24 protein-coding genes are annotated in these 21,738 nt (G+C 76.7%); 16 read left to right on the top strand and 8 right to left on the bottom strand.

Annotated features, from left to right (window positions below):
• Positions 1 to 45: 45 nt before the first annotated feature.
• The 4 genes from CS2_RS04795 (at position 46) to CS2_RS04780 (ending at position 2,811) form a co-directional block, all read left to right on the top strand.
• Entirely contained in the window at positions 46 to 804 is a 759-nt protein-coding gene (locus tag CS2_RS04795) for a helix-turn-helix transcriptional regulator (RefSeq protein WP_070319102.1), read from the top strand.
• Positions 801 to 1,106, top strand: a complete 306-nt coding sequence (locus CS2_RS04790; RefSeq protein ID WP_070319101.1) for a DUF2249 domain-containing protein — start codon at positions 801 to 803, stop codon at positions 1,104 to 1,106. Before CS2_RS04795 ends, CS2_RS04790 begins: the two co-directional genes overlap by 4 nt.
• 149 nt (positions 1,107 to 1,255) lie before the next feature.
• Positions 1,256 to 1,597 carry a cupin domain-containing protein gene (locus CS2_RS04785; RefSeq protein ID WP_070319100.1) on the top strand — a complete coding sequence of 114 codons (342 nt, stop codon included), beginning with the start codon at positions 1,256 to 1,258 and terminating at the stop codon, positions 1,595 to 1,597.
• The gene (locus CS2_RS04780) at positions 1,594 to 2,811 is read left to right on the top strand and encodes a ThiF family adenylyltransferase (protein ID WP_217997360.1); all 1,218 of its coding nucleotides are present in this window, start codon (positions 1,594 to 1,596) and stop codon (positions 2,809 to 2,811) included. The genes CS2_RS04785 and CS2_RS04780 overlap by 4 nt, the downstream gene beginning before the upstream one ends.
• Before the next feature lie 10 nt (positions 2,812 to 2,821).
• Here the strand turns inward: CS2_RS04780 and CS2_RS04775 are convergent, their stop codons facing one another.
• The 3 genes from CS2_RS04775 to CS2_RS04765 are packed head-to-tail and all read right to left on the bottom strand — an operon-like array spanning position 2,822 to position 5,029.
• On the bottom strand, positions 2,822 to 3,310 hold the full coding sequence (locus tag CS2_RS04775; protein ID WP_046528300.1) for a MogA/MoaB family molybdenum cofactor biosynthesis protein: 489 nt from the start codon (positions 3,308 to 3,310) through the stop codon (positions 2,822 to 2,824).
• Positions 3,303 to 3,782, bottom strand: coding sequence for a cyclic pyranopterin monophosphate synthase MoaC (gene moaC / locus CS2_RS04770; RefSeq protein ID WP_070319099.1), 480 nt, complete (start codon positions 3,780 to 3,782; stop codon positions 3,303 to 3,305). Before moaC ends, CS2_RS04775 begins: the two co-directional genes overlap by 8 nt.
• The gene (locus CS2_RS04765) at positions 3,779 to 5,029 is read right to left on the bottom strand and encodes a molybdopterin molybdotransferase MoeA (RefSeq protein WP_070319098.1); all 1,251 of its coding nucleotides are present in this window, start codon (positions 5,027 to 5,029) and stop codon (positions 3,779 to 3,781) included. Before CS2_RS04765 ends, moaC begins: the two co-directional genes overlap by 4 nt.
• 81 nt (positions 5,030 to 5,110) lie before the next feature.
• Between CS2_RS04765 and moaA the strand changes: the two genes are divergently transcribed.
• Positions 5,111 to 6,160: a GTP 3',8-cyclase MoaA gene (gene moaA / locus CS2_RS04760; RefSeq protein ID WP_070319097.1), complete on the top strand. Its 1,050-nt coding sequence runs from the start codon at positions 5,111 to 5,113 to the stop codon at positions 6,158 to 6,160.
• Positions 6,157 to 6,450, top strand: a complete 294-nt coding sequence (locus CS2_RS04755; protein WP_070319096.1) for a MoaD/ThiS family protein — start codon at positions 6,157 to 6,159, stop codon at positions 6,448 to 6,450. Before moaA ends, CS2_RS04755 begins: the two co-directional genes overlap by 4 nt.
• A 25-nt stretch (positions 6,451 to 6,475) precedes the next feature.
• Here CS2_RS04755 and CS2_RS04750 read toward each other — a convergent pair whose 3' ends face one another.
• Positions 6,476 to 6,931, bottom strand: a complete 456-nt coding sequence (locus tag CS2_RS04750; protein ID WP_070319095.1) for a molybdenum cofactor biosynthesis protein MoaE — start codon at positions 6,929 to 6,931, stop codon at positions 6,476 to 6,478.
• Positions 6,932 to 7,060: 129 nt separating this feature from the next.
• Here CS2_RS04750 and CS2_RS04745 point away from each other — a divergent pair, with 129 nt between their 5' ends.
• The 5 genes from CS2_RS04745 (at position 7,061) to mobA (ending at position 10,580) form a co-directional block, all read left to right on the top strand.
• Complete coding sequence (locus CS2_RS04745) at positions 7,061 to 7,459, top strand: TOBE domain-containing protein (protein WP_070319094.1); 399 nt, start codon at positions 7,061 to 7,063, stop codon at positions 7,457 to 7,459.
• Complete coding sequence (modA, locus tag CS2_RS04740) at positions 7,456 to 8,337, top strand: molybdate ABC transporter substrate-binding protein (RefSeq protein ID WP_233421069.1); 882 nt, start codon at positions 7,456 to 7,458, stop codon at positions 8,335 to 8,337. Before CS2_RS04745 ends, modA begins: the two co-directional genes overlap by 4 nt.
• A 146-nt stretch (positions 8,338 to 8,483) precedes the next feature.
• Positions 8,484 to 9,245 carry an ABC transporter permease gene (locus tag CS2_RS04735; protein WP_439951181.1) on the top strand — a complete coding sequence of 254 codons (762 nt, stop codon included), beginning with the start codon at positions 8,484 to 8,486 and terminating at the stop codon, positions 9,243 to 9,245.
• Positions 9,242 to 9,961 carry an ATP-binding cassette domain-containing protein gene (locus tag CS2_RS04730; protein WP_070319092.1) on the top strand — a complete coding sequence of 240 codons (720 nt, stop codon included), beginning with the start codon at positions 9,242 to 9,244 and terminating at the stop codon, positions 9,959 to 9,961. Before CS2_RS04735 ends, CS2_RS04730 begins: the two co-directional genes overlap by 4 nt.
• A 16-nt stretch (positions 9,962 to 9,977) precedes the next feature.
• Positions 9,978 to 10,580: a molybdenum cofactor guanylyltransferase gene (mobA, locus tag CS2_RS04725; protein ID WP_070319091.1), complete on the top strand. Its 603-nt coding sequence runs from the start codon at positions 9,978 to 9,980 to the stop codon at positions 10,578 to 10,580.
• Here mobA and CS2_RS04720 read toward each other — a convergent pair.
• From CS2_RS04720 to CS2_RS04710, 3 genes are all read right to left on the bottom strand, one after another.
• Positions 10,552 to 10,821 (bottom strand): DUF6457 domain-containing protein, encoded by a 270-nt coding sequence (locus CS2_RS04720; RefSeq protein ID WP_046528292.1) that lies wholly within the window; start codon positions 10,819 to 10,821, stop codon positions 10,552 to 10,554. The genes mobA and CS2_RS04720 overlap by 29 nt on opposite strands.
• Positions 10,822 to 10,844: 23 nt before the next feature.
• Positions 10,845 to 11,378: a hypothetical protein gene (locus CS2_RS04715; protein WP_046528291.1), complete on the bottom strand. Its 534-nt coding sequence runs from the start codon at positions 11,376 to 11,378 to the stop codon at positions 10,845 to 10,847.
• A 90-nt stretch (positions 11,379 to 11,468) separates the two neighbouring features.
• Positions 11,469 to 12,644, bottom strand: coding sequence for a glycosyltransferase (locus tag CS2_RS04710; protein WP_070319090.1), 1,176 nt, complete (start codon positions 12,642 to 12,644; stop codon positions 11,469 to 11,471).
• Between the two features lie 205 nt (positions 12,645 to 12,849).
• On the opposite strand from CS2_RS04710, the gene CS2_RS04705 reads away from it, so the two are divergent.
• The 5 genes from CS2_RS04705 to CS2_RS04685 all read left to right on the top strand — a co-directional run bounded on the left by CS2_RS04705 (position 12,850) and on the right by CS2_RS04685 (position 20,937).
• Positions 12,850 to 13,656: a transglutaminase-like domain-containing protein gene (locus CS2_RS04705; protein ID WP_070319089.1), complete on the top strand. Its 807-nt coding sequence runs from the start codon at positions 12,850 to 12,852 to the stop codon at positions 13,654 to 13,656.
• A 77-nt stretch (positions 13,657 to 13,733) separates the two neighbouring features.
• The gene (glgX, locus tag CS2_RS04700) at positions 13,734 to 15,926 is read left to right on the top strand and encodes a glycogen debranching protein GlgX (protein ID WP_070319088.1); all 2,193 of its coding nucleotides are present in this window, start codon (positions 13,734 to 13,736) and stop codon (positions 15,924 to 15,926) included.
• Complete coding sequence (gene treY, locus CS2_RS04695; RefSeq protein ID WP_070319087.1) at positions 15,923 to 18,433, top strand: malto-oligosyltrehalose synthase; 2,511 nt, start codon at positions 15,923 to 15,925, stop codon at positions 18,431 to 18,433. Before glgX ends, treY begins: the two co-directional genes overlap by 4 nt.
• 84 nt (positions 18,434 to 18,517) lie before the next feature.
• Positions 18,518 to 20,308, top strand: coding sequence for a malto-oligosyltrehalose trehalohydrolase (gene treZ, locus CS2_RS04690; RefSeq protein ID WP_070319122.1), 1,791 nt, complete (start codon positions 18,518 to 18,520; stop codon positions 20,306 to 20,308).
• Between the two features lie 131 nt (positions 20,309 to 20,439).
• Positions 20,440 to 20,937 (top strand): DUF1269 domain-containing protein, encoded by a 498-nt coding sequence (locus CS2_RS04685; protein ID WP_070319121.1) that lies wholly within the window; start codon positions 20,440 to 20,442, stop codon positions 20,935 to 20,937.
• Positions 20,938 to 20,976: 39 nt separating this feature from the next.
• Here the strand turns inward: CS2_RS04685 and CS2_RS04680 are convergent.
• The coding region (locus CS2_RS04680) for a helix-turn-helix transcriptional regulator (protein ID WP_217997359.1) at positions 20,977 to 21,738 on the bottom strand (762 nt) is incomplete at its 5' end.

Raw genomic sequence — 21,738 nt, 5'->3', positions numbered from 1 at the left:
CCGGGACCTGGGTCCCGGAGCGGATCACCCACCCGGAGGCGCACGGTGACCGAGCACGACGACGGCGACGCCCGTCGCACGCCCACCGCGCGCGTGCTGGCCTCGGCGAGCCGCGTCGAGCTGCTGCACGTCCTGCAGACCGACGGCCCGCAGACCACCGCCGCGCTCGCCGCGCGGACCGGCCTGCACGAGAACACCGTGCGTGAGCACCTCCAGCGCCTCGTCGACGCGCGGTTCGTGGTCCGCGAGACCGAGCGCCGCGCGACCCGCGGACGCCCCCGGACCGTCTACCGCGCGACCGGCCGCAGCGACGGACGCACCGACCCCGCGGCGGCTCGCCACCTCGCCGAGTCCGCCGCGCGCGCCCGGCTGACGAGCGTCCTGCTGGGGGGCTACGGCACGCCGGTCGGCGACGTCCGCGAGTCGGCGCGACGCGCGGGGCACGCCATGCTGCCCGACCTGCCCGACCTGCCGTCGGGCACCGACGACCAGGTGCTCGCGCTCGAGGCCCACCTCGACCGACTCGGCTTCGACCCGGTCCTGAGCGCCGACGGCACGACGTTCGACCTGCGGCGCTGCCCGTTCCTCGACCTCGCGCGCGAGCGCCCCGAGGTCGTCTGCAGCGTCCACCTCGGCCTCGCACAGGGCGTGCTCGAGCAGGTCGGCGGGCCCGTGCGCGCCGAGCGCCTCGAGCCGTTCGTCGGGCCCCGCCGGTGCGCCCTGCACCTGTCCGGCACCGGCGCCGCCGCTGCCGCAGCGACCGCGCCTGCCACCCGGCGGGCGACCACCGAAGGAGAGCCATGAGCCAGCCCGTCGAATTCCTGCCCGCCGCGCCCGAGCCCGCCGGGCACACGTGCGGCTGCGGCGGCCACGACGAGGCCGACCCTGTCCTCGACGTGCGCACCATCCCGCACGCGATCCGCCACGCGACGGTGTTCGGCGCGTTCGACGCGATCGCCCCGGGCGCCTCGCTCGTCATCGTCGCGCCGCACGCGCCGCTGCCGCTGCTCGGACAGCTCGCCGAGCGCGCTCCCGTCGACGTCGAGTACCTCGTCGAGGGCCCCGAGGCGTGGCACGTGCGGATCACGCGCCGCACGCAGGACTGAACGGGTCGCACGGAGGCGCGGTCCCGGCGGCAGCGCCCGTCGGGACCGCGCCGCACCCGCGCGGCGCCCGCGACCCCGAGCGCTCGGCCGCCCGCCGCGAGTGAGCCGTCAGACACGCCGTCGTCACCGAGCCCTGCGAGGATCGACCCATGCCCGACCTCACCGCCCTCGCCGCCGAGCACCTCGCGGCCGCCCGCACCGACCCGCACGGCCGCAGCGCGCAGCTCGTGGTGCACGACGGCGAGCTGCGGCAGACCGTCATCGCGCTGGTCGCGGGGGCACGGCTCGGTGAGCACGCGTCTCCCCCGGCGGCGTCGCTGCAGGCCCTGCAGGGGCGCGTGCGCGTCGAGGTCGACGGCGACGTGCAGCGGGACGTCGCGGCCGGCGAGCTGTGGGAGCTCACGCACGAGCGGCACGCGGTGGTCGCGCTCGAGGACAGCGTGCTGCTGCTCACGACCGTGACGAGCGTCGCCACGGGGTCGCACGGGTGACCGGCCCGGCCCTGCCGCCGCTCGTCGCACCAGGTCCGCCGCTCACGACGGAGCAGGTGTCCCGCTATGCGCGGCACCTCGCGCTCGCGGAGGTCGGCGAGGCGGGTCAGCGCCGCCTGCTGGCGGCGCGCGTGCTCGTGCTCGGTGCGGGCGGGCTCGGGTCGCCCGTGCTGCAGTACCTCGCGGCGGCGGGCGTCGGCACGCTCGGCGTGGTCGACGACGACGTCGTCGAGGCCTCGAACCTGCAGCGGCAGGTCCTGCACGGCACGGCGGACGTCGGGCGCCGCAAGGTCGACTCGGCCGCCGACGCCGTCCGCGCCATCGACCCGGCGTTGCGCGTCGAGACGCACGCCTTCCGCCTCGACGACGCGAACGCGCACGACGTGCTGCGCGGCTGGGACCTCGTGGTCGACGGCACCGACAACTTCGCGACGCGCTACCTCGTCAACGACGTGTGCGCGGAGCTCGGCGTGCCGTGGGTGTGGGGGTCCCTGCAGCGCGGTCACGCGCAGGTCAGCACGTTCTGGTCCGACCCGCCCGCGGGCGAGGGCGTCGACCTGCGGGACGTGTTCGGCGGCCCGCCGCCCGACGGCACGGTCGCGTCGTGCGCGGTCGACGGCGTGCTCGGCGCGGTCTGCGCCGCGGCGGGCGCGGCGATGGCGCTCGAGGCGGTCAAGCTCGTGTGCGGCACGGGGCGCACGCTGCTGGGCCGGGTCGCGGTGCACGACGCGTTCGCGGGCACGTGGCAGGACGTGCCGGTGCGTCGCCGCGCGGCGGCCGACGTACCCGTCCCCACGCGTCCCGGGCCCGGCACGCGCACCGGGCCCGACGCACGACCGGCGCGCGCCGTCCGGTCGGTCGGCGTCGGCGCCGGGACCGAGACCGCCGACGACGACGGCGCCCTGAGCGGCGTCGCCGAGGTGCTGCGGCTGCTCGCGTCGCGCCCGGACGTCGACGTCGTCGACCTGCGCGACGCGCCCGAGGCCGCCGCGGCCCCGCTGCCCGGCGCGCGTTCGGTGCCGTTCGCACGGTTCGCCTCCGAGCAGGGCCTCACCGAGCTCGACCCCGACCGACCGCTCGTGCTCGTGTGCCGCGTCGGTGCGCGCGCCGCCCACGCGGCGCGGCTCGCGCGCGCGGCCGGCGTGCACGACGTGCGTCACCTGCCCGGCGGGCTCGCGGCGTGGGCGCGCGTCGCGGCGGCGCGCGGCGCATGACGCGCGAGCGTCAGTGGTCGCCGCCCGCGAGCTGCGCGAGCGCGTGCGGCAGCACGCCGGCGAGCACCTCGAGCGCGTCGCGCACGGCCCCGGTGGACCCCGCGACGTTGACGACGAGCGTGCGCCCGGCGACCCCGGCCACGCCGCGCGAGAGCACGCCCGCGGCCACGCCGCGCCGCACGGCGTCGGCCCGCAGCGCCTCGGCGATCCCGGGCACCACGCGCTCGACGACCGCGAGGGTCGCCTCGGGCGTGCGGTCCCGCGGCCCCAGGCCCGTGCCGCCCGTCGTCACGACCAGCGCGACGCCCGCGGCCGCGGCGTCGCGCAACGCGCGCTCGACCGGTGCGCCGTCGGGGACGACCACGGCGTCGTCGACCGCGAGGCCCAGCTCCCGCAGGCCCGCGACGAGCAGCGGGCCGGAGCGGTCGGCGTACTCGCCCGCCGCGGCCCGGTCCGAGGCCGTGACGACGACGGCGCGCGGCGCGGGCGCGTCAGTCACGCGTCCACGTCCCGCTGCGCCCGCCGGCCTTCTCCTCGACCCGGATGTCCGTCAGGTGCGCGCCGCGGTCGACGGCCTTGACCATGTCGACCAGCGTGAGCCCCGCGGCGGCGACGCACGTGAGCGCCTCCATCTCGACGCCCGTGCGGTCGGCCGTGCGCACGGTCGCGTCGATGCGCACGCCGTCGTCGACGACCTCGAGGTCGACCGTGACGCCGTGGATCGCGACGGGGTGGCACAGCGGCACGAGGTCGGGCGTGCGCTTGGCCGCCTGGATGCCGGCGATGCGCGCGACCGCGAGCGCGTCGCCCTTGGGCACGCCCTCGCCGCGCAGCAGCGCGACGACCTGCGGCGTGGTCACGAGGCGCCCCGTGGCGCGCGCGGTGCGCACGGTGACGTCCTTCTCGGCGACGTCGACCATGCGCGCGGCGCCGCGCGCGTCGACGTGGGTCAGGCGGTCGGACCGGCTCACGCGTCGTGCTCCCTCAGGTCGATGACGGTCACGGCGTCCCCCGCCGCGACGTGCGTGACGTCCTCGGGGACGTCGATCAGCGCGTCGGCGCGCGCGAGCGCGCCGAGCAGGTGCGAGCCGGGGCCGCCGACGGGCACGGCCACGGGCGTCCCGCCGGTCCAGTCCAGGCGCGCGCGCAGCAGCTGGCGACGACCGGCGGGCGAGCTCAGCGCGTCCGGCACGCTGGCGGTCAGCCGGCGGCGGTGCACGTCGGACGCGCCGAGCATGCGGCGCAGCAGCGGCCGCACGAACACCTCGAACGACACGAAGCAGCTCACGGGGTTGCCGGGCAGGCCGAGCACGGGCGTGCCGTCCGGGAGCACGGCGACGGCCTGCGGCTTGCCGGGCTGCATGCGCACGTGTACGAGCTCGGCGCGCCCGCCCGCGAGCAGCGCGTCGCGCACGACGTCGTACGCGCCGACCGACACGCCGCCGGTCGTGACGACGACGTCGGCCCGCGCGGCCGCGTCGGCGAGCGCGGCCCGCACGCCGTCGACGTCGTCGCGCACCGCGGCGAGCAGCACGACCTCGGCACCGGCCGCGGCGGCCGCGGCGGCGAGCTGGGGACCGTTGGACTCGTGGATCTGCCCGTGCCGCAGCGGCGTCCCGGGCGGCACCAGCTCGGAGCCGGTGGACAGCACCGCGACGCGCGGCCGGGCGTGCACCGCGACGTGCGCGTGGCCCGTCGCGGCGAGCAGCCCGACGGCTCCGGCGCCGAGCACGTCGCCCGCCCGCAGCACGACGTCGCCGGCGCGCACGTCCTCGCCGCGGTGCCGCACGTGCGCCCCCGGGGCGACCACGTCGTCGACCCGCACGCGGGCCGTGCCGCCGTCGGTGAGCTCGACCGGCAGCACAGCGTCGGCGCCGCTCGGCACGGGCGCCCCGGTCATGATCCGCGTCACCGCACCGTCCGGGACGGTCACCTCGCGCGTGTCGCCGGCGGGGACGTCGTCGACGACGTCGAGCACGGCCCCGGGCCGCAGGTCCGCGGCGCGCACGGCGTACCCGTCCATGGCCGAGGAGTCCCACGGCGGCAGGTCGACGCCGCTGCGCACGTCGACCGCGAGCGCGCGTCCCGCGGCCTGCGCGAGCGGCGCGGTGACGGTCGGCAGCGGGCCCGCGAGCGCGAGGACGGCGGCCGCGTGCTCGTCGAGCGGACGGACGACGCGCGGAGCCAGGTCGGCCCGCGCGGGAGGGACCTCGACCATGCGCCCAACCTATCGCCGGCGGCACCGCGCCCCGGACCGCCCGCGACCGGCCTTCGTCGGTGCGGTCCGTACCATCGTGGGATGCGAGCCGTGAGCGCCGCGGGCGGCTCGGAGCCGCGCGCGCAGGGACTGGCGGACCGGTACGGCCGGGTCGCCACCGACCTGCGCGTGTCGCTGACCGACCGGTGCAACCTGCGGTGCACCTACTGCATGCCGGCCGAGGGTCTGCCGTGGGCGCCGGACGACACGGTGCTGACCGACGCCGAGGTGGTGCGGCTCGTGCGCGTCGGCGTCGAGCGGCTCGGCATCCGCGAGGTCCGGTTCACGGGCGGCGAGCCGCTGCTGCGGCGCGGGCTCGAGGGCATCGTGGCGGCGACCACGGCGCTGCGCACGCCCGACGGCGCACGGGTGCGCACGGCCCTGACGACCAACGCGCTGGGGCTCGACAAGCGCGCGCGCTCCCTGGCCGAGGCCGGGCTGGACCGTGTCAACGTGTCGCTGGACTCGCTCGACCCGCAGCGGTTCGCGCGGATCGCGCGGCGGGACCGGCACGCCGACGTGCTCGCGGGCCTCGCGGCCGCGGTCGAGGCGGGCCTGACGCCGGTCAAGGTCAACGCGGTGCTGCAGCGCGGCGTCAACGACGACGAGGCCGTGCCGCTGCTCGCCTGGGCGCTCGAGCACGGCTACCACCTGCGCTTCATCGAGCAGATGCCGCTCGGGCCGCACGGCTCGTGGCGGCGCGAGGACCTCGTGACGGCGCGCGAGATCCTCGACGCGTTGTCGGCGGCGTACGACCTGGTCGCCGAGCCCGACGGCTCCCGCGGCGGGACTCCGGCCGAGACGTGGACGGTCCGCGGGCACGCGGGAGCGACGGTCGGCGTCATCGGCTCGGTCACGCGCCCGTTCTGCGGCGCGTGCGACCGGACGCGGCTGACGGCCGACGGGCAGGTGCGCAGCTGCCTGTTCGCGCGCGAGGAGGACGACCTGCGCGGGCTGCTGCGCGGCGGGGCGGACGACGCGACAGTCGCGGACGCGTGGCGCGCCGCGCAGCGCGGCAAGGCCGCCGGGCACGGCATCGACGACCCGTCGTTCCTGCAGCCGGCCCGCACGATGAGCGCGATCGGGGGATGACGACGGTGGACGGCACGACAGGCGCGACGACCGGGACGCGCACGGTCGAGGTGCGGTACTTCGCGGCGGCGGCCGAGGCCGCGGGACGCGACGCCGAGCGGGTCGAGGTCCCCGCCGACGCGACCGTCGGTGGGCTGCTGGACCTGCTGGCGGCCCGCCACGGGGACGCGCTCGGTGCGGTGGCGGCGCGCTGCGCGCTGCTGGTCGACGGCGTGCTGCACCGCGACCGGGACGAGCCCGTGGGCACGCCCGCGCGCGTCGACGTGCTGCCGCCGTTCGCGGGCGGCTGAGCGTCCGTGGCGGTCGCGGCGCGCGTCAGGCGCTGTTGACCCACTCGTGGCCGCCGGCGGTCAGGTCCTGCCGCTTCCACACCGGCAGGTGCTCCTTGACCTCGTCGACGAGCAGCGCGGCCGTCTCGAACGCCTCGCGGCGGTGGGCCGCCGACACCGCGACGCCGAGCGCGCACTCCCCCACGGCGAGCGCGCCGACCCGGTGCACCACGGCGACGGCGTCGACGGCGCTACGGGCCGTGACGTCGGCGACCACGCGCGCGATGACGGCGCCCGCGTCGGGGTGGGCGACGTACTCCAGCCCGGTCACGCCCTGGCCGTGGTCGTGGTCGCGCACGACGCCCGCGAACGTGACGACGGCTCCGGCGGCGGCGTCCCCGACGGCGGCGGCGAGCGCGGCGACGTCGACGGGTGCGGTCGTGACGTCGGCGACGACGACGCGACGCGCCGGGGGGTGCAGGCGCGAGGTGTCCTGGGGCACGGGTCCAGGGTAGGCAGCCCGCCCCGCAGCGCCGCATCGAGCGCGGCGCACCGCGCACACGTCCCGCAGATGCGGACACCCACGGCGTTCTCGCCCGCATCTGCGGCCACCACCTCGTACTGTGGGCGCATGCCGACCTACCGCGTGAGCGAGGCCGCGACCCTCCTGGGCGTGAGCGACGACACCGTCCGCCGCTGGATCGAGGCGGGACGGCTCGCGTCGACCCGCGACGCCACGGGGCACCACGCGGTCGACGGCGGCGCGCTCGCCCGGCTCGCGCAGGAGCTCGGCACCGAGCCCGAGCCCGGCAGCGACCAGCGCTCGACCCGCAACCGGCTGCGCGGCATCGTCACGCGCGTCGTGCGCGACACCGTCATGGCGCAGGTCGAGATCCAGGCGGGCCCGTACCGCCTCGTGTCGCTCATCAGCCGGGAGGCCGCGGACGACCTGGGCCTCGAGCCCGGCGTCGTGGCCGTCGCGTCCGTCAAGGCGACCAACGTGGCCGTCGAGCACGTGGAGACCCGGTGACCGGCCGGGACGCCGCGCTGCCGCGGCGCGGGCCGGCGGGCCGTGGCACGCTCCGCACGGCACCGGTCGCCCTGCTCGTGGCCGCGCTCGCGCTGACGGGCTGCTCCTCGACCGGCGCCGCCGCCCCGGACGCCGGACCGACCGCCGCGACCCCGGCGCCGGGCGCGAGCACCGCCGTACCGCCCGGGGACACACCCGGGGAGACGCTCGAGGGGACCCTCGTGGTGCTCGCCGCGGCCTCGCTCACGGACGTCGTGACCGACCTCGCCGCCACGCTCGAGGCCGACCACCCCGGGCTCACCGTGCGGACGAGCTTCGGCGCCAGCTCGGCGCTGGCCACGCAGGTCGTCAGCGGCGCCCCGGCCGACGTGGTCGTCACCGCGAGCCCCGCGACCATGACGACCGTGACCGACGCGCTCGGCGGCGACCCCGTCGTCGTGGCGACCAACCAGCTGCAGATCGCGGTGCCCGCGGGCAACCCCGGCGGCGTCACCACGCTCGCCGACCTCGCCGACCCCGCGCGGACCGTCGCGCTGTGCGCCGCCGAGGTGCCGTGCGGCGCGGTCGGCGCCCAGGTCCTCGCGAAGGCCGGCGTGACGCCCGCGCCCGACACGCTCGAGCAGGACGTGCGCGCGGTCCTGACGCGTCTGCGGCTCGACGAGGCCGACGCGGGCCTGGTGTACCGGACCGACGTCATCGCGGCCGGCGGCGCGGTCGAGGGCATCGACGTCCCCGCCGACGTCCAGGTGCCGACCGACTACCCCGCGCTGGCCCTGCGCGACGCACCGCACCCGCGGGCCGCCGCCGCGTTCGTCGCGCTGCTCCGGGGTCCGGTCGGCCGACAGGCGCTCGAGGACGCCGGGTTCGACGTCCCGTGACGACACCCGCCCCCACCCGGTCCCCGCGGGCACCCGGCAGGGCGTCCGCGAGGCCGCGGGCCGACGTCGACCGACGAACCGCTCGGCGCGCGCGACCCGCGGTCGGCACGCTCGTCCTCGGTGCGCTGGCGGTAGTCGGGCTCGCGCTGCTCGTGCTGCCGCTCGTGGCGCTGCTCGCCGCGACGCCGTGGGGCGACATGGCCGCCCTGGTCGCCGACCCGGCCGTCGTCGAGGCGCTGCGGCTGTCGGTCGTCACCGCGGCCTGCACGACGGTGGTCTGCCTCGTCGTGGGCGTGCCGCTGGCCTGGGTCCTGGCCCGGGACGACGTCCCGGGCGGCCGGCTGGTCCGCTCGCTGGTGACGGTGCCGCTGGTGCTGCCGCCCGTCGTGGGCGGCGTCGCGCTGCTGCTCCTGCTGGGCCGCCGCGGGCTGCTCGGGTCGCGGCTGGACGCGTGGTTCGGCGTGACCGTCCCGTTCACGTCGGTCGCGGTCGTCCTGGCCCAGGTGTTCGTGGCGCTGCCGTTCCTCGTGCTCACCGTCGAGGGCGCGCTGCGCGGGGCCGACCGCCGTCGCGCCCTCGTGGCCGAGACGCTCGGCGCGTCCCCCGCCTACGTCCTGCGCCGCGTCACGCTCCCGTCGGTCGCCCCCGGCGTCGCGGCCGGTGCGGCGCTGTGCTTCACGCGCGCGCTCGGGGAGTTCGGCGCGACCGTCACGTTCGCCGGGAACTTCCCCGGCACCACGCGGACGGTCCCGCTCGCGGTCTACCTCGCGATGGACGCCGCACCCGAGCAGGCCGTGGCCATGTCGGTGCTGCTGCTCGTCGTGTCCGTGGCGGTCCTGGTCGCGATGCGCGGACGCTGGGTCGGCGGACTGCCCGGCCGCGGCCGCACGCGCCGGGGGGACCGATGACGCTCGACGCGCACGTCGTCGCCGAGCGCGGGGCGCTGCACCTCGACGTCCGGCTGAGCGTCCCGCCGGGACGGGTCCTCGCCGTCATGGGACCGAACGGCAGCGGCAAGACCACGCTGCTGGAGTCCCTCGCCGGGATCGCCGCCCTGGCTGCGGGGCACGTGCGCCTCGGCGGGACCGTGCTCGACGACGCCGCGACGGGTGCGACGGTCGCGCCGCGGCACCGTCGGCTCGGCGTCGTGCTGCAGGACGGGCTCCTGTTCGGTCACCTGTCGGCGCGTGAGAACGTCGCGTTCGGGCTGCGCGCGCAGGGCGCGCGGGCACGTGCGGCGCGCGCGTCCGCCGACGCGCTGCTGGCCGACCTCGGGCTCGCCGCCCACGCCCGGGCACGCGCCGACCGGCTCTCGGGCGGCCAGGCGCAGCGGGTGGCGCTCGCGCGCGCGCTCGCCGCGCAGCCCCGCGCGCTGCTGCTCGACGAGCCGTTCGGCGCCCTCGACGCCGGGACCCGCACGCACGTGCGCGCCGTCGTCCGGCGCCACGTCGCCCGCGGCCTGCCGACGCTGCTCGTCACGCACGACCTGCGCGACGCGCTCGACCTGGCCGACGAGCTGCTCGTCCTCGAGGACGGCCGCGCGGCGCAGCGGGGCACGCCGCAGGAGGTCGCCGCCGACCCCGCGACGTCCTACGCGGCGCGGGTGGCCGCCGCGCTCGCGTGACACGTAGCGTGGCGGCGTGACCCTCGCGCCCGCCGTCGCCGTGGTGCTGACCGGCGGCACGGCGCGCCGCATGGGCGGCGTCGACAAGACCGCGCTCGACGTGGGGGGACGCCCCGTGCTCGACCGCCTCCTGCTCGCCCTGGGCGACGTGCCGGTCGTGGTGGTGGGCCCGCCGCGCGACGTCCCGCGCGGCGTGCTCTGGGCGCGCGAGGACCCGCCCGGCGGCGGGCCGTTCGCCGGCGTCGCCGCCGGGGTCGCTGTCGGTGCCGCCGCCCACCCGCGGGCACGGGTCGTGGTCGTCGTCGCGGGCGACCAGCCGTTCGCCGGGGACGTGGTGCCGTCCCTGCGCGACGCGCTGGAGCGCTCCGACGCCGACGCGGCCGTCGCGGCCGGACCCGACGGGCGGCCGCAGCCGCTGCTGGCCGCCTACCGGCTCTCGGCCGTGCGCGACGTCCTCGCGGACGCGCCGGACGGCCGCCCCGCGCGGCACCTGCTCACCGGGCTGCGCACGGTCGTGGTGGCCGTCGACGAGCGCACGACGCTCGACGTCGACGACCCGGCCGCCCTCGCGGCCGCGCGCGACGCGGCGCTCAGGCCGAGGTCGGCTCCCACGCCCTGACGAGGGCGTCGACCTGTGCGAGCCCGTCGCGCACCGCCGCGGCGGGGTCCTGCCCCTCGGCCGCGGCGCGGCCGGCGGCGAGCCCCACCAGGTACGCCGTCAGCGGCGCGCCGGGGCGCACGACCCCGTGCGCGACGTCCCTCACCATGTCGAGCACGTCGTCGGTCGTGGCGGACACGAGGTCCGGGTCCACGCCGAGCGCCGGCACCACGTCGTCCATCCACCGCTGCAGCGCGTCCATCGCGACCTCCGTCCGCGAGCAGCCTAGGCGTCGTCGGCCGACGTCCGCTCCCCCGCTGCCGCGAACGCGCGCTCGCGCGCCCGGGCCGCGATCGCCTCGACCGTGTCGGCCTGCTCGCGCGAGCGCGCCACCAGCGCGTCGAGCCGGTCGGCGTCCAGCCCGAGCACGTCGGCGTGCTCGCGCAGCGTGACCCACCCCAGGCGCTTGCCCTCGAGGCCCGAGCGCAGGATCTCGAGCTCGAGCACGAGCGACAGCGGCGAGCGGCGGGTCCACCGGCCGTCGGGCTTGAGGCGCGCGACACGCTCGGCGAGCGCCGCACCGAGGTGCTTCCAGCGCGACATCGTGAACCCGAGGTCGCGCGCGGTCGCCTCGTGCACGTCGCGCTCCTCGCGCAGCTGGCGCGCGAGCTCGGCGAGCAGCGGGGCGTCGGCGCCCGCGTCGGGGTTGCGGCTCATGCGCGCGACCCGCGCGGACACCGCTGTCGCGCCGGTGACGTGGTCGTTGATGTAGGTGCGCACGAGCTCGAGGTCGATCGGCGCGTCGGCGTGCTCGGTCATGGTGGCCTCCAGGGGTGCACCACGATCCTGCGGGCCACGCGCGCGGGCCGCACGCGCAGGCCGCGAGCCCACGCCCGGACGGGCGCGGGGTCAGACGTGCTCGGACGAGGGCGCGGGGGGCGGCCCGGCCTGCTCGGCCTCGCGCTCGACCATGCGCGCGCGCCGCGACGACGCACGCGGCCGGTAGACGATCCGCGAGTGGAACGTGAACCGCACGACGAACGCGACGACGAGGGTGATCGCGGTCGCGAGCACCGCGGCGACGTGCATCGTCTCGACCAGCACGGCCATGACCGGCATCCGCACGACCGTCTCGACGTTGTTGAACGTGAACGACTGACCGAAGCGGGCCCACGCGCCCTTGCCCTCGTCGCGCAGGTCGCGGAACACGAACCGCTCCTGCAGCAGGAAGTTCCCCACGATGGTCGCCTCGGCCGCCACGATCGCGGCGGGCAGCCACGTCATGCCGAGCGACGTCAGGAGCGCGACGATCGCGATGTTGGCGAGCGCGCCGAGGCCGCCGATGATCGCGAACCGCGACATGCGCCCGAAGCGCAGGCCCGCGAGCTGCCACAGGAAGTGCAGGCCCTGCGCGAGGTTCGCCTTGGACTCGCCCGCGTAGCGGGCGCCGAACACGAACGGCACCTCGACGACGCGCATCGGGTGGCGGGCGAGGATCTCCAGCAGGATCTTGAAGCCCCGCGGCCGCAGCGCGTCGACGTCGACCGCCGCGCGGCGGACCACGAAGAAGCCGGTCATCGGGTCGGAGCAGTCCCGCAGGCGCACCGGGAACATCGCGCGGGTCACCGCGGTCGACGTCGACGACACCGCCTGCCGCGCCGCGTTCGCCAGGCCGGCGCTCGAGCCCTCGCCGACGTACCGCGACGCCACGACCACGTCGACCTCGGGCTCGCGCGCGCGGGCGACCATCGTGGGGATGAGCTCGGGCGGGTGCTGCAGGTCGCCGTCCATGACCAGCACGTACGGCGCGTGCGAGGCCCGCAGGCCCTCGAGCACGGCGCCGCCCAGGCCCCCGGTCGGCACGTCGCGGTGGACGACCCGCACGGGCAGCTCGGCGCCGGGAGCGACCCGACGCACCTCGTCGGCGGTGCCGTCCCGCGAGTCGTCGACGAACAGCAGCTCGGCGTCCAGGCCGCGGGTCGCGACGCCGACGCGCCGTACGAGCTCGGCGACGTTGGGTGCCTCGTTGAACGTCGGCACCACGACGGTCACCTGCGGGCCCGTCGGCTCGGGCGCTGCGGTCATGGCTGGGCCTCGCTCGTGGTCGCTGTCGTGTCCCGCGTCGCCGTCGGCGCGGTCGTGCCACGGTAGCCGACGGACCTGGGCGCGCACCGGGCGACGTCGGGACTAAACGCTTCACCCCAGGCCGCGCCGCGCACCGTCCCCGGCGGCCGACCGGGGACGCCAGCCCCGGCGCGACAGCGCCGCGGGCTGCTGCCAGGCTGACCGCGTGCGACGCGACGTCTCGACCCACCTCGTCCTGGACGTGACCGCGTCCGCCCGGCTCGTCCTCGAGGTCGCCGCGGCGCACGCGGCGCCCGACGACGAGCACCTCGACGTCAGGTCGGACGGGCGCGCCGTCGACGTGCGCGAGGTGCGCGACGCGCACGGCACGCGGCTGCACGTGCTCGAGGCGGGACCCGGCGAGCTGGCCGTCACCTACCGGGCCACCGTCGCCGACCCGGCCACGCCCACGGGCGCCGGCTCGCCGCCGCAGGACGACGCCGACGCGCTGCTGTACCTGCGTCCGAGCCGGTACTGCGAGTCCGACGTGCTCGCGCCCACGGCGCGCGCCGAGTTCGCCGGGCTGGCGGGGGCCGACCTGCTCGCGGCGGTCGCGTCGTGGGTCGGCACGCGGCTGGCGTACGTGCCGGGGTCGAGCCTGCCCACCGACGGTGCCGTGCGCACCCTGCTGGCGCGACGTGGCGTGTGCCGCGACTACGCGCACCTCGTGGTCGCGCTGCTGCGCGCGCTCGACGTGCCCGCACGCGTCGCGTCGGCGTACGCGCCCGGGCTCGACCCGATGGACCTGCACGCGGTCGCCGAGGCGCTCGTCGACGGCCGGTGGTGCGTCGTGGACGCGACCACGCTCGCGCCGCGCGGCTCGCTCGTGCGCATCGCGACCGGCCGCGACGCGTCCGACACGGCGTTCCTGTCCGTGCACGGGGGCGTCGCCGCGCTGCGCACGCTCGAGGTGACGGCCGTCGCCGACGCGCTGCCGGATGATGACGTGCGGGACCTCGTGACGCTCGCCTGAACGCCCGTCCGCGTGCTGTGACCCCGCCCACACGCGCTCGATGAGCCGAGGTCGGACCCTGCTGGCACTCTGAGCCCATGCAGATCTGGCCCGGACGCCCCTACCCCCTCGGCGCCACGTACGACGGCACGGGGACCAACTTCGCCCTGTACTCCGGCGTCGCCGAGCGGGTCGAGCTGTGCCTGCTCGACGACGACGGCTCCGAGACGCGCGTCGACCTGCCCGAGGTGGACGCGTTCGTCTGGCACGGCTACCTGCCGCAGATCGCGCCCGGCCAGCGCTACGGGTACCGCGTGCACGGCCCGTACGACCCCGCGCAGGGGCACCGCTGCGACCCGTCGAAGCTGCTGCTCGACCCGTACGCGAAGGCCATCGACGGCCAGATCGACGGCGACCCGTCGCTCTACTCGTACACGTTCGGCGACCCGGACACGCGCAACGAGTCGGACTCCGCCGCGCACACCATGACGTCGGTGGTCGTGAACCCGTTCTTCGACTGGGGCCACGACCGCCCGCCGGGACACCAGTACCACGAGACGATCCTGTACGAGGCGCACGTCAAGGGCCTGACGATGCAGCACCCGGCGGTGCCGGAGGAGCTGCGGGGCACGTACGCCGGGATCGCGCACCCCGCGGTCATCGAGCACCTGGCGGACCTGGGCGTGACCGCGATCGAGCTCATGCCGGTGCACCAGTTCGTCAACGACCCCTCGCTGCAGGAGAAGGGGCTGTCGAACTACTGGGGCTACAACACCATCGGGTTCTTCGCGCCCCACAACGGCTACTCCTCCATGACCGGCGCGGGTCAGCAGGTGCAGGAGTTCAAGTCGATGGTCAAGGCGCTGCACGCGGCGAACATCGAGGTCATCCTCGACGTGGTCTACAACCACACCGCCGAGGGCAACCACATGGGCCCGACGCTGAGCTTCCGCGGGATCGACAACGCGGGGTACTACCGGCTGGTCGACGACGACCCGTCGCACTACTTCGACACCACGGGCACGGGCAACTCGCTGCTCATGCGCTCGCCCGCGGTGCTGCAGCTCATCATGGACTCGCTGCGGTACTGGGTCACCGAGATGCACGTCGACGGCTTCCGGTTCGACCTCGCTGCGACGCTCGCACGTCAGTTCCACGAGGTCGACCGCCTGTCGGCGTTCTTCGACCTCGTCCACCAGGACCCGGTCGTGTCCCAGGTGAAGCTCATCGCCGAGCCGTGGGACCTCGGCGAGGGCGGGTACCAGGTGGGCGGGTTCCCGCCGCTGTGGACCGAGTGGAACGGCAAGTACCGCGACACCGTGCGCGACTTCTGGCGCGGCGAGCCGTCGACGCTCGGCGAGTTCGCGAGCCGCCTGTCGGGCTCGTCGGACCTCTACGAGCACACCGGCCGCCGCCCCATCGCGAGCATCAACTTCGTCACGGCGCACGACGGCTTCACGCTGCGCGACCTCGTGTCGTACAACGACAAGCACAACGAGGCGAACGGCGAGGACAACCGCGACGGCGAGAGCCACAACCGGTCCTGGAACTGCGGCGTCGAGGGCCCGAGCGACGACCCCGAGGTCGAGCGGCTGCGCGCGCGCCAGCAGCGCAACTTCCTCGCGACGCTGCTGCTCTCGCAGGGCGTGCCGATGCTCGCGCACGGCGACGAGCTCGGCCGCACGCAGGGCGGCAACAACAACGGCTACTGCCAGGACAACCCGATCACGTGGGTGGACTGGGACCTGGACGAGGCGCAGCAGTCGCTGCACGAGTTCACGCGGCGCGTCGTCCACCTGCGCCGCGACCACCCCGTGTTCCGGCAGCGCCGGTTCTTCGCCGGCGCCGCCGAGCACGGCGGCGAGTCCGACCTGCGCGACATCGCGTGGATGACGCCGTCCGGTGCGCACATGTCCGACGAGGCGTGGGGCTCCGACCACGCGTTCGCGGTCATGGTGTTCCTCAACGGCGACGCGATCGACGAGCCCGACGCGCGTGGCGAGGAGGTCGTCGACGACTCGTTCCTGCTGCTGTTCAACTCGCACTGGGAGAAGAAGCAGTTCCAGCTGCCCGGTGCGGAGTACGGCGCGGTGTGGACGGCGGTGCTCGACACCGACGGCCAGGTCAAGGCGGGGCGCGAGGTCCGGTCGCGCGGCCGCGTGACCCTCGCGCCGCGCTCGATGGTGCTGTTCACCCGGCCGCCGGAGCGCGAGCTGCCCGGGGCCTCGGGCAGCGGCGCGGCCGCGAGCGCGGGCCGCGAGGCGACGCGGATCGCCAAGGGGCAGGTGTGAGCGAGGACCGCGCGGTCCCCGAGCGTCGCACGGTGCGGCCGGGGCACCCGGTCCCGGTCTCGACGTACCGCGTGCAGCTCGGGGCCGACCTCACGTTCGACAACGTCGCGACGCGCGTGCCGTACTACGCGTCGCTCGGCGTCACGCACGTGTACCTCTCCCCCGTGCTGACGGCGGCCCCCGGGTCGACGCACGGGTACGACGTGGTCGACCACGACCGGGTGTCCGACGTGCTCGGCGGCGAGGACGGGCTGCGGCGGCTCGCCGCGGCGGCGCACGACGCGGGCCTGGGCCTCGTGCTCGACGTCGTGCCGAACCACATGGCCGTGCCCACCCCCGTGTGGCACAACCGCGCGCTGTGGTCCGTGCTGACCGACGGCCCCGACTCGCCGTACGCGGCGTGGTTCGACGTGGACTGGTCGGCGGGCGACGGCGCGGTGCTCATGCCCGTGCTGGGCGACCGCATCGGCGCCGTGCTCGCGGCGGACGAGCTGCGGCTCGTGGAGGAGGACGTGCCCGGCGTCGGCCCGTCCACCGTGCTGCGCTACCACGACCACGTGTTCCCCGTCCGGGCGGGCACCGAGGCGCTGCCGCTGGCCGAGCTGGTCGAACGGCAGCACTACCGGCTCGCGTACTGGAAGGTCGCCGACGAGGAGCTGAACTATCGGCGGTTCTTCGACGTCGGGACGCTCGTCGCGGTGCGCGTCGAGGACCCGGACGTCTTCGACGCGACGCACGCGCTCACGCTGCGGCTGCTGCGCGACGGCGTCGTGGACGGCCTGCGCATCGACCACCCCGACGGCCTGGCCGACCCCGCGGGGTACCTCGCGCGGCTGCGCGAGGCGACCGACGGCGCGTGGGTCGTGGTCGAGAAGATCCTCGCGGGCGAGGAGGAGCTGCCCGACGACTGGGCGACGGCCGGCACCACCGGGTACGAGGCGCTGTGGCGCGTGCAGCAGACGTTCGTCGACCCGGGCGGCGCGGCGCAGCTCGGCTCCGTGATGCACCGCCTCACGGGTGACGTCTCCGACGCGTTCGCGGAGGTCGAGGAGCAGGCCAAGCGCGAGATCGTCGACGGGCCGCTCTACGCCGAGGTGCACCGCCTGACGAACCTCGCGGCCGCGATCTGCCACGACGACCTGCGGCTGCGCGACCACACGTGGCGCGCGCTCGAGGACTGCCTGGTCGAGCTGCTCGTCGCGTTCGACCGGTACCGCGCGTACGTCGTGCCGGGCGAGACGGTCGCCCCCACGTCGGCCGCGGTGCTCGCCGCCGCGGGCGCGCGCGCCCGGCGGCGGACGGGCCCCGAGCGCGAGGCCACCATGGACGTGCTGCTGGACCTGCTGTCCGGCCGCGAGGCCGGGTCGGCGGGTCGCACGCGCGACGCCCGGCGCGACGAGCTCGTCGTGCGCTTCCAGCAGACCTGCGGCGCCGTCATGGCCAAGGGCGTCGAGGACACCGCGTTCTACCGCTGGACCCACCTGGTCGCGCTGTGCGAGGTCGGCGGCGAGCCCGCCCGGTTCGCCACGACGCCGACCGACCTCGCGGCGTGGGCGGCTCGCGCGCAGGCGACGGCACCGCTCGGCATGACGACGCTGTCGACGCACGACACCAAGCGCGGCGAGGACACCCGCGCGCGCCTGGGCGTGCTGTCGGAGCTGCCGCGCGAGTGGGCGGCGCTGGTCGAGGAGCTGCGCCGCGCGTCGGCCGGGTACCGGGGGACGCTGCTCGACGGGCGCACCGAGTACCTGCTGTGGCAGACCCTGGTGGGCACGTGGGCCGACGACGGCCCGATCGCCGAGGACCGCCTCGTGGAGTACCTCACCAAGGCGATCCGCGAGGCGAAGTCCCGCACGACCTGGACGGCGCCCGACGCGGCGTACGAGCGCGCGGTGCTCGACACGGCGCGCACCGCGCGCACCGACCCGGCCGTGCTCGCCCTGCTCGGCGACTGGGACGCCCGCACGCGCGAGGCCGTGCGTGCCGCGACCCTCGGCACCAAGCTCGTCCAGCTCACGCTGCCGGGGGTGGCCGACGTCTACCAGGGCACCGAGGTGCCCGGGCCGACGCTCGTCGACCCCGACAACCGGCGCCCGGTCGACGCCGACGCGCTCGCCGCACGCCTCGCGCGGCTCGACGACGGCGCCGGCCCGCGGGGGCTCGCCGACGAGAAGATGCTCGTGACCTCGCGGGCCCTGCGCGTGCGACGGGACGTCGCCGACGCCTTCGTCGGGCCCGAGGCCGGGTTCGTCGCACTGCCGCACTCCTCGGGCCACACCCTCACGTACGCGCGCACGGCCGCGGGGGCTCCGCGGGTCGTGGTGGTCGCGACCCGGCTCGCGGCGGCCGTCGAGCGGCTCGGCGGGTGGGCGGACCACACGGTCGCGCTGCCCGAGGGCACGTGGCACGACGTCCTCGGCGACCGGGTGCTGCCCGGCGGCGTCCGGCCCGTGGCCGACGTCCTCGAGCGCCTGCCGGTCGCGCTGCTCGTGCACGAGGCGACCTGACCGGCGCCGACGGCAGCACCGACCTGAGCGTCGGACCGACCCGGTCCGACGTCCCGACGAGGCCCCGGGGGGGACCACGTGCCACTGACTCCGCGCCTGTGGGCGCCGTTCGCCGAGCGCGTCGAGCTCGTGCTGCCCGCGACGGGCGACCGCTCGGCGCTGCAAGCCCAGCCCGACGGCTGGTGGGCGGCGGACGTCGCGCTGACGCACGGCACCGACTACGCGTTCTCGCTCGACGGCGGGCCGCCGCGCCCCGACCCGCGCGGCACGTGGCTGCCCGACGGCGTGCACGGCGCGTCGCGCGTGTTCGACGTCGACCGGTTCGCGTGGACCGACGACGGGTGGAGCGGCGTCGACGTGCGCGGTGCCGTGACGTACGAGCTGCACGTCGGCACGTTCACGCCGCAGGGCACGCTCGCGGCCGCGGCGGACCGCCTCGAGCACCTCGTCGCGCTCGGGGTCGACGTCGTCGAGCTGCTGCCCGTCGCCGCGTTCAACGGACGGCACGGCTGGGGGTACGACGGCGTCGCGCTGTCGGCCGTCCACGAGCCGTACGGAGGTCCGGCCGCGCTGCAGGCGTTCGTCGACGCGGCGCACGGGCACGGGCTCGCGGTGTGCCTCGACGTCGTGCACAACCACCTCGGACCGTCGGGCAACTACCTGCACGAGCTCGGCCCGTACTTCACCGACACGCACCAGACGCCCTGGGGCGACGCGATCAACCTCGACGGCCCCGGCTCGGAGCACGTGCGCCGGTGGATCTGCGACTCGGTCCTCGGGTGGGCGCGGGACTTCCACGTCGACGCGTTCCGGCTCGACGCCGTGCACGCGCTGCGCGACGACTCGCCGCGCCACCTGCTCGCGCAGCTCGCCGACGAGGTCGCGGAGCTGTCCGACCGGCTGGGACGCCCGCTGGGCCTGGTGGCCGAGTCCGACCTCAACGACGTCGTGAGCCTGCGTCCCACCGCCGCGGGCGGCTGGGGCATGACCGGGCAGTGGGCCGACGACGTGCACCACGCCGTGCACGCGCTGGTCACGGGCGAGCGGCACGGGTACTACGTCGACTTCGGCACGCCGGACGCACTGGTCACGGCGCTCACGCGCGTGTTCGTGCACGACGGCGGCCCCTCGACGTTCCGTGGCCGCCCGTGGGGCGCGCCCGTGCCCGCGGACGTCGACGGCCACCGGTTCGTCGTGTTCGACGCCAACCACGACCAGGTCGGCAACCGCGCGCTCGGCGACCGCCCCTCGCCGCGCCTCGACGCCGGCGGGCTCGCGGCGCAGGCCGCGCTCGTGCTGCTCTCCCCCTTCAGCCCGCTGCTGTTCATGGGCGAGGAGTGGGGCGCGACCACGCCGTGGCTGTTCTTCACCGACCACCCCGAGCCCGAGCTCGCGGAGGCGGTGCGCGAGGGCCGCACCCGCGAGTTCGGCGGGCACGGCTGGCAGGACCTGTACGGCGGCCCGGTCGACGTGCCCGACCCGCAGGACCCGGCGACATTCGCGGCGAGCGTCCTCGACTGGGACGAGCCGGCACGTCCCGAGCACGCGCGGCTGCTCGAGTGGTACCGCGTGCTCGTGGCGCTGCGACGCGCCGTGCCGGACCTGGGTTCGGGCGACCGCTCGCGCACGGTCGTCGACGTGCACCCCGCGCAGGGTGCCGACGACGGACCGTGGCAGGGGGTGCTCGTCGTGCACCGCGGTGCGGCGCGCGTCGTCGTCAACCTCGCGCACGTCGCCGCCGCCGTCCCGGTGCCGGTCGAGCGGCCCGTGCGCGTCGTCGCCGACTGGGACGGCGGGGTCGTGCGGCCGCCCGCCACGGCCGGCGACCCGCTCGTCGTGGAGGTGCCCGCGCGCGCCGTCGTCGTGCTCGCGTGACCCGCGCGTCGCGTCGACGCGGTCGGCGGATCACCCGGGGCGGGTGACGCGGCGCGGCCCTCGACGCGCCCACCCTGGGGTGACGGCCCCCGGGCGACGTGCCGGGGGCGCGCGACGACGAGGAGACGACCGTGGCCACTCTCAGCGTGTGGAGGTTCGAGACCCCGGAGGGGGCGGAGCAGGCGGAGCAGGCGCTCCTGGAGCTGCAGAAGCAGGAGCTCATCCAGGTCCAGGACGCCGCGACCGTCTCGTGGCAGCCCGACAAGAAGAAGCCGCGGACGCGCCAGGCGCACAACCTCGCGGCCGTGGGTGCGCTCGGGGGCACCTTCTGGGGTCTGCTGTTCGGCCTGCTGTTCTTCATGCCGCTCGTCGGTGTCGTGATCGGCGCCGCAGCAGGCGCGGTGGGCGGCGCGCTCACCGACGTCGGCATCGACGACGACTTCATCCGCTCGGTCCGCGAGAAGGTCACGCCGGGCACGTCGGCGCTGTTCCTGCTCGCGACCACGAGCGTGCCGGACCGCGTCGTGAGCGCGCTGCGCGAGCGCGGCATCCAGGGCGAGCTGCTGCAGACCAACCTGTCGCACGAGGACGAGGCGCGGCTGCGGGAGGCGTTCCAGGAGAACGTCTGACGCCGACGTGGCACGCCGGCGCACCGGCGTCGGGCGCGGTCAGAGCAGACCGCGCTCGACGGCGGTGCGCACCGCGTCGCGCCGGCTGGTGACGCCGAGCTTGCGGTAGACGGATCGCACGTGGGTCTTGACCGTGTTGGGCGACACGAACAGCGCGGCACCGATCTCCCCGACGGTCATGTGCGACGGGAGGCACGCGAGCACGTGGCGCTCGCGCTCGGTGAGCCTGTGCCCGGGCTCGCGCGACACGCCGCCCGGGCCGTCGGCCGTGAGCAGCCGGGTCACGAGGTCCTCGTGGGCACTGCCTCGCCCCAGGTGGGCCAGGAGCAGGCGCCGCAGGGCGGCCGCGCGGTCGCGCAACGGACGGACGACGCCCTCGGCCGCCGACGCGGCGAGGGCGCGCTCGAGCGCCGCGTGCGCGTTGCGCGGGTCGTCGTGCAGCAGCGCGCGCGCCACGTGCACCGCCACCAGGTCCGCGACGTGCCAGGAACCCTGACGGGCGTCGTCCGGGAGCACGCTCCACGCGGCACGCCGCTCCCCCGCGCGCAGCAGCATCTCGCTGCGCCGGCAGGCCCCCGCCACCGACGTGAACGCCGGGTCGGTGCGTCCGACGAGCGCGAGCGCGTCCCCGGTCGCCCCGCTGGCCAGGCGCACGCTCGCCGCGAGGAACGGCCGCGACACGCCGGCGGGACCGCGCGCGGCCGGCGGTGCCGCGTCGAGCGTCGCGAGGGCCGACGCCACCCCCGCCGCGTCGCCCTCCGCGACGCCGACGTGGACGAGCACGGCGGCCGCCCGAGCCAC

The sequence above is a fragment of the Cellulomonas iranensis NBRC 101100 = JCM 18110 genome, from assembly GCF_001552375.1.
Classification (GTDB): domain Bacteria; phylum Actinomycetota; class Actinomycetes; order Actinomycetales; family Cellulomonadaceae; genus Cellulomonas; species Cellulomonas iranensis.
Note: the sequence above shows the minus strand (reverse complement) of the source record. Positions and strands in the feature narration are given on the sequence as shown.

Excerpts from the sequence above, each read along its gene's own strand:
- CS2_RS04790 (WP_070319101.1), top strand. The coding sequence starts at position 801 with ATGAGCCAGCCCGTCGAATTCCTGCCCGCCGCGCCCGAGCCCGCCGGG.
- CS2_RS04785 (WP_070319100.1), top strand. The coding sequence starts at position 1,256 with ATGCCCGACCTCACCGCCCTCGCCGCCGAGCACCTCGCGGCCGCCCGC.
- CS2_RS04765 (WP_070319098.1), bottom strand. The coding sequence starts at position 5,029 with ATGGTCGAGGTCCCTCCCGCGCGGGCCGACCTGGCTCCGCGCGTCGTC.
- moaA (WP_070319097.1), top strand. The coding sequence starts at position 5,111 with ATGCGAGCCGTGAGCGCCGCGGGCGGCTCGGAGCCGCGCGCGCAGGGA.
- CS2_RS04755 (WP_070319096.1), top strand. The coding sequence starts at position 6,157 with ATGACGACGGTGGACGGCACGACAGGCGCGACGACCGGGACGCGCACG.
- CS2_RS04745 (WP_070319094.1), top strand. The coding sequence starts at position 7,061 with ATGCCGACCTACCGCGTGAGCGAGGCCGCGACCCTCCTGGGCGTGAGC.
- CS2_RS04730 (WP_070319092.1), top strand. The coding sequence starts at position 9,242 with ATGACGCTCGACGCGCACGTCGTCGCCGAGCGCGGGGCGCTGCACCTC.
- CS2_RS04720 (WP_046528292.1), bottom strand. The coding sequence starts at position 10,821 with ATGGACGCGCTGCAGCGGTGGATGGACGACGTGGTGCCGGCGCTCGGC.
- CS2_RS04715 (WP_046528291.1), bottom strand. The coding sequence starts at position 11,378 with ATGACCGAGCACGCCGACGCGCCGATCGACCTCGAGCTCGTGCGCACC.
- CS2_RS04710 (WP_070319090.1), bottom strand. The coding sequence starts at position 12,644 with ATGACCGCAGCGCCCGAGCCGACGGGCCCGCAGGTGACCGTCGTGGTG.
- glgX (WP_070319088.1), top strand. The coding sequence starts at position 13,734 with ATGCAGATCTGGCCCGGACGCCCCTACCCCCTCGGCGCCACGTACGAC.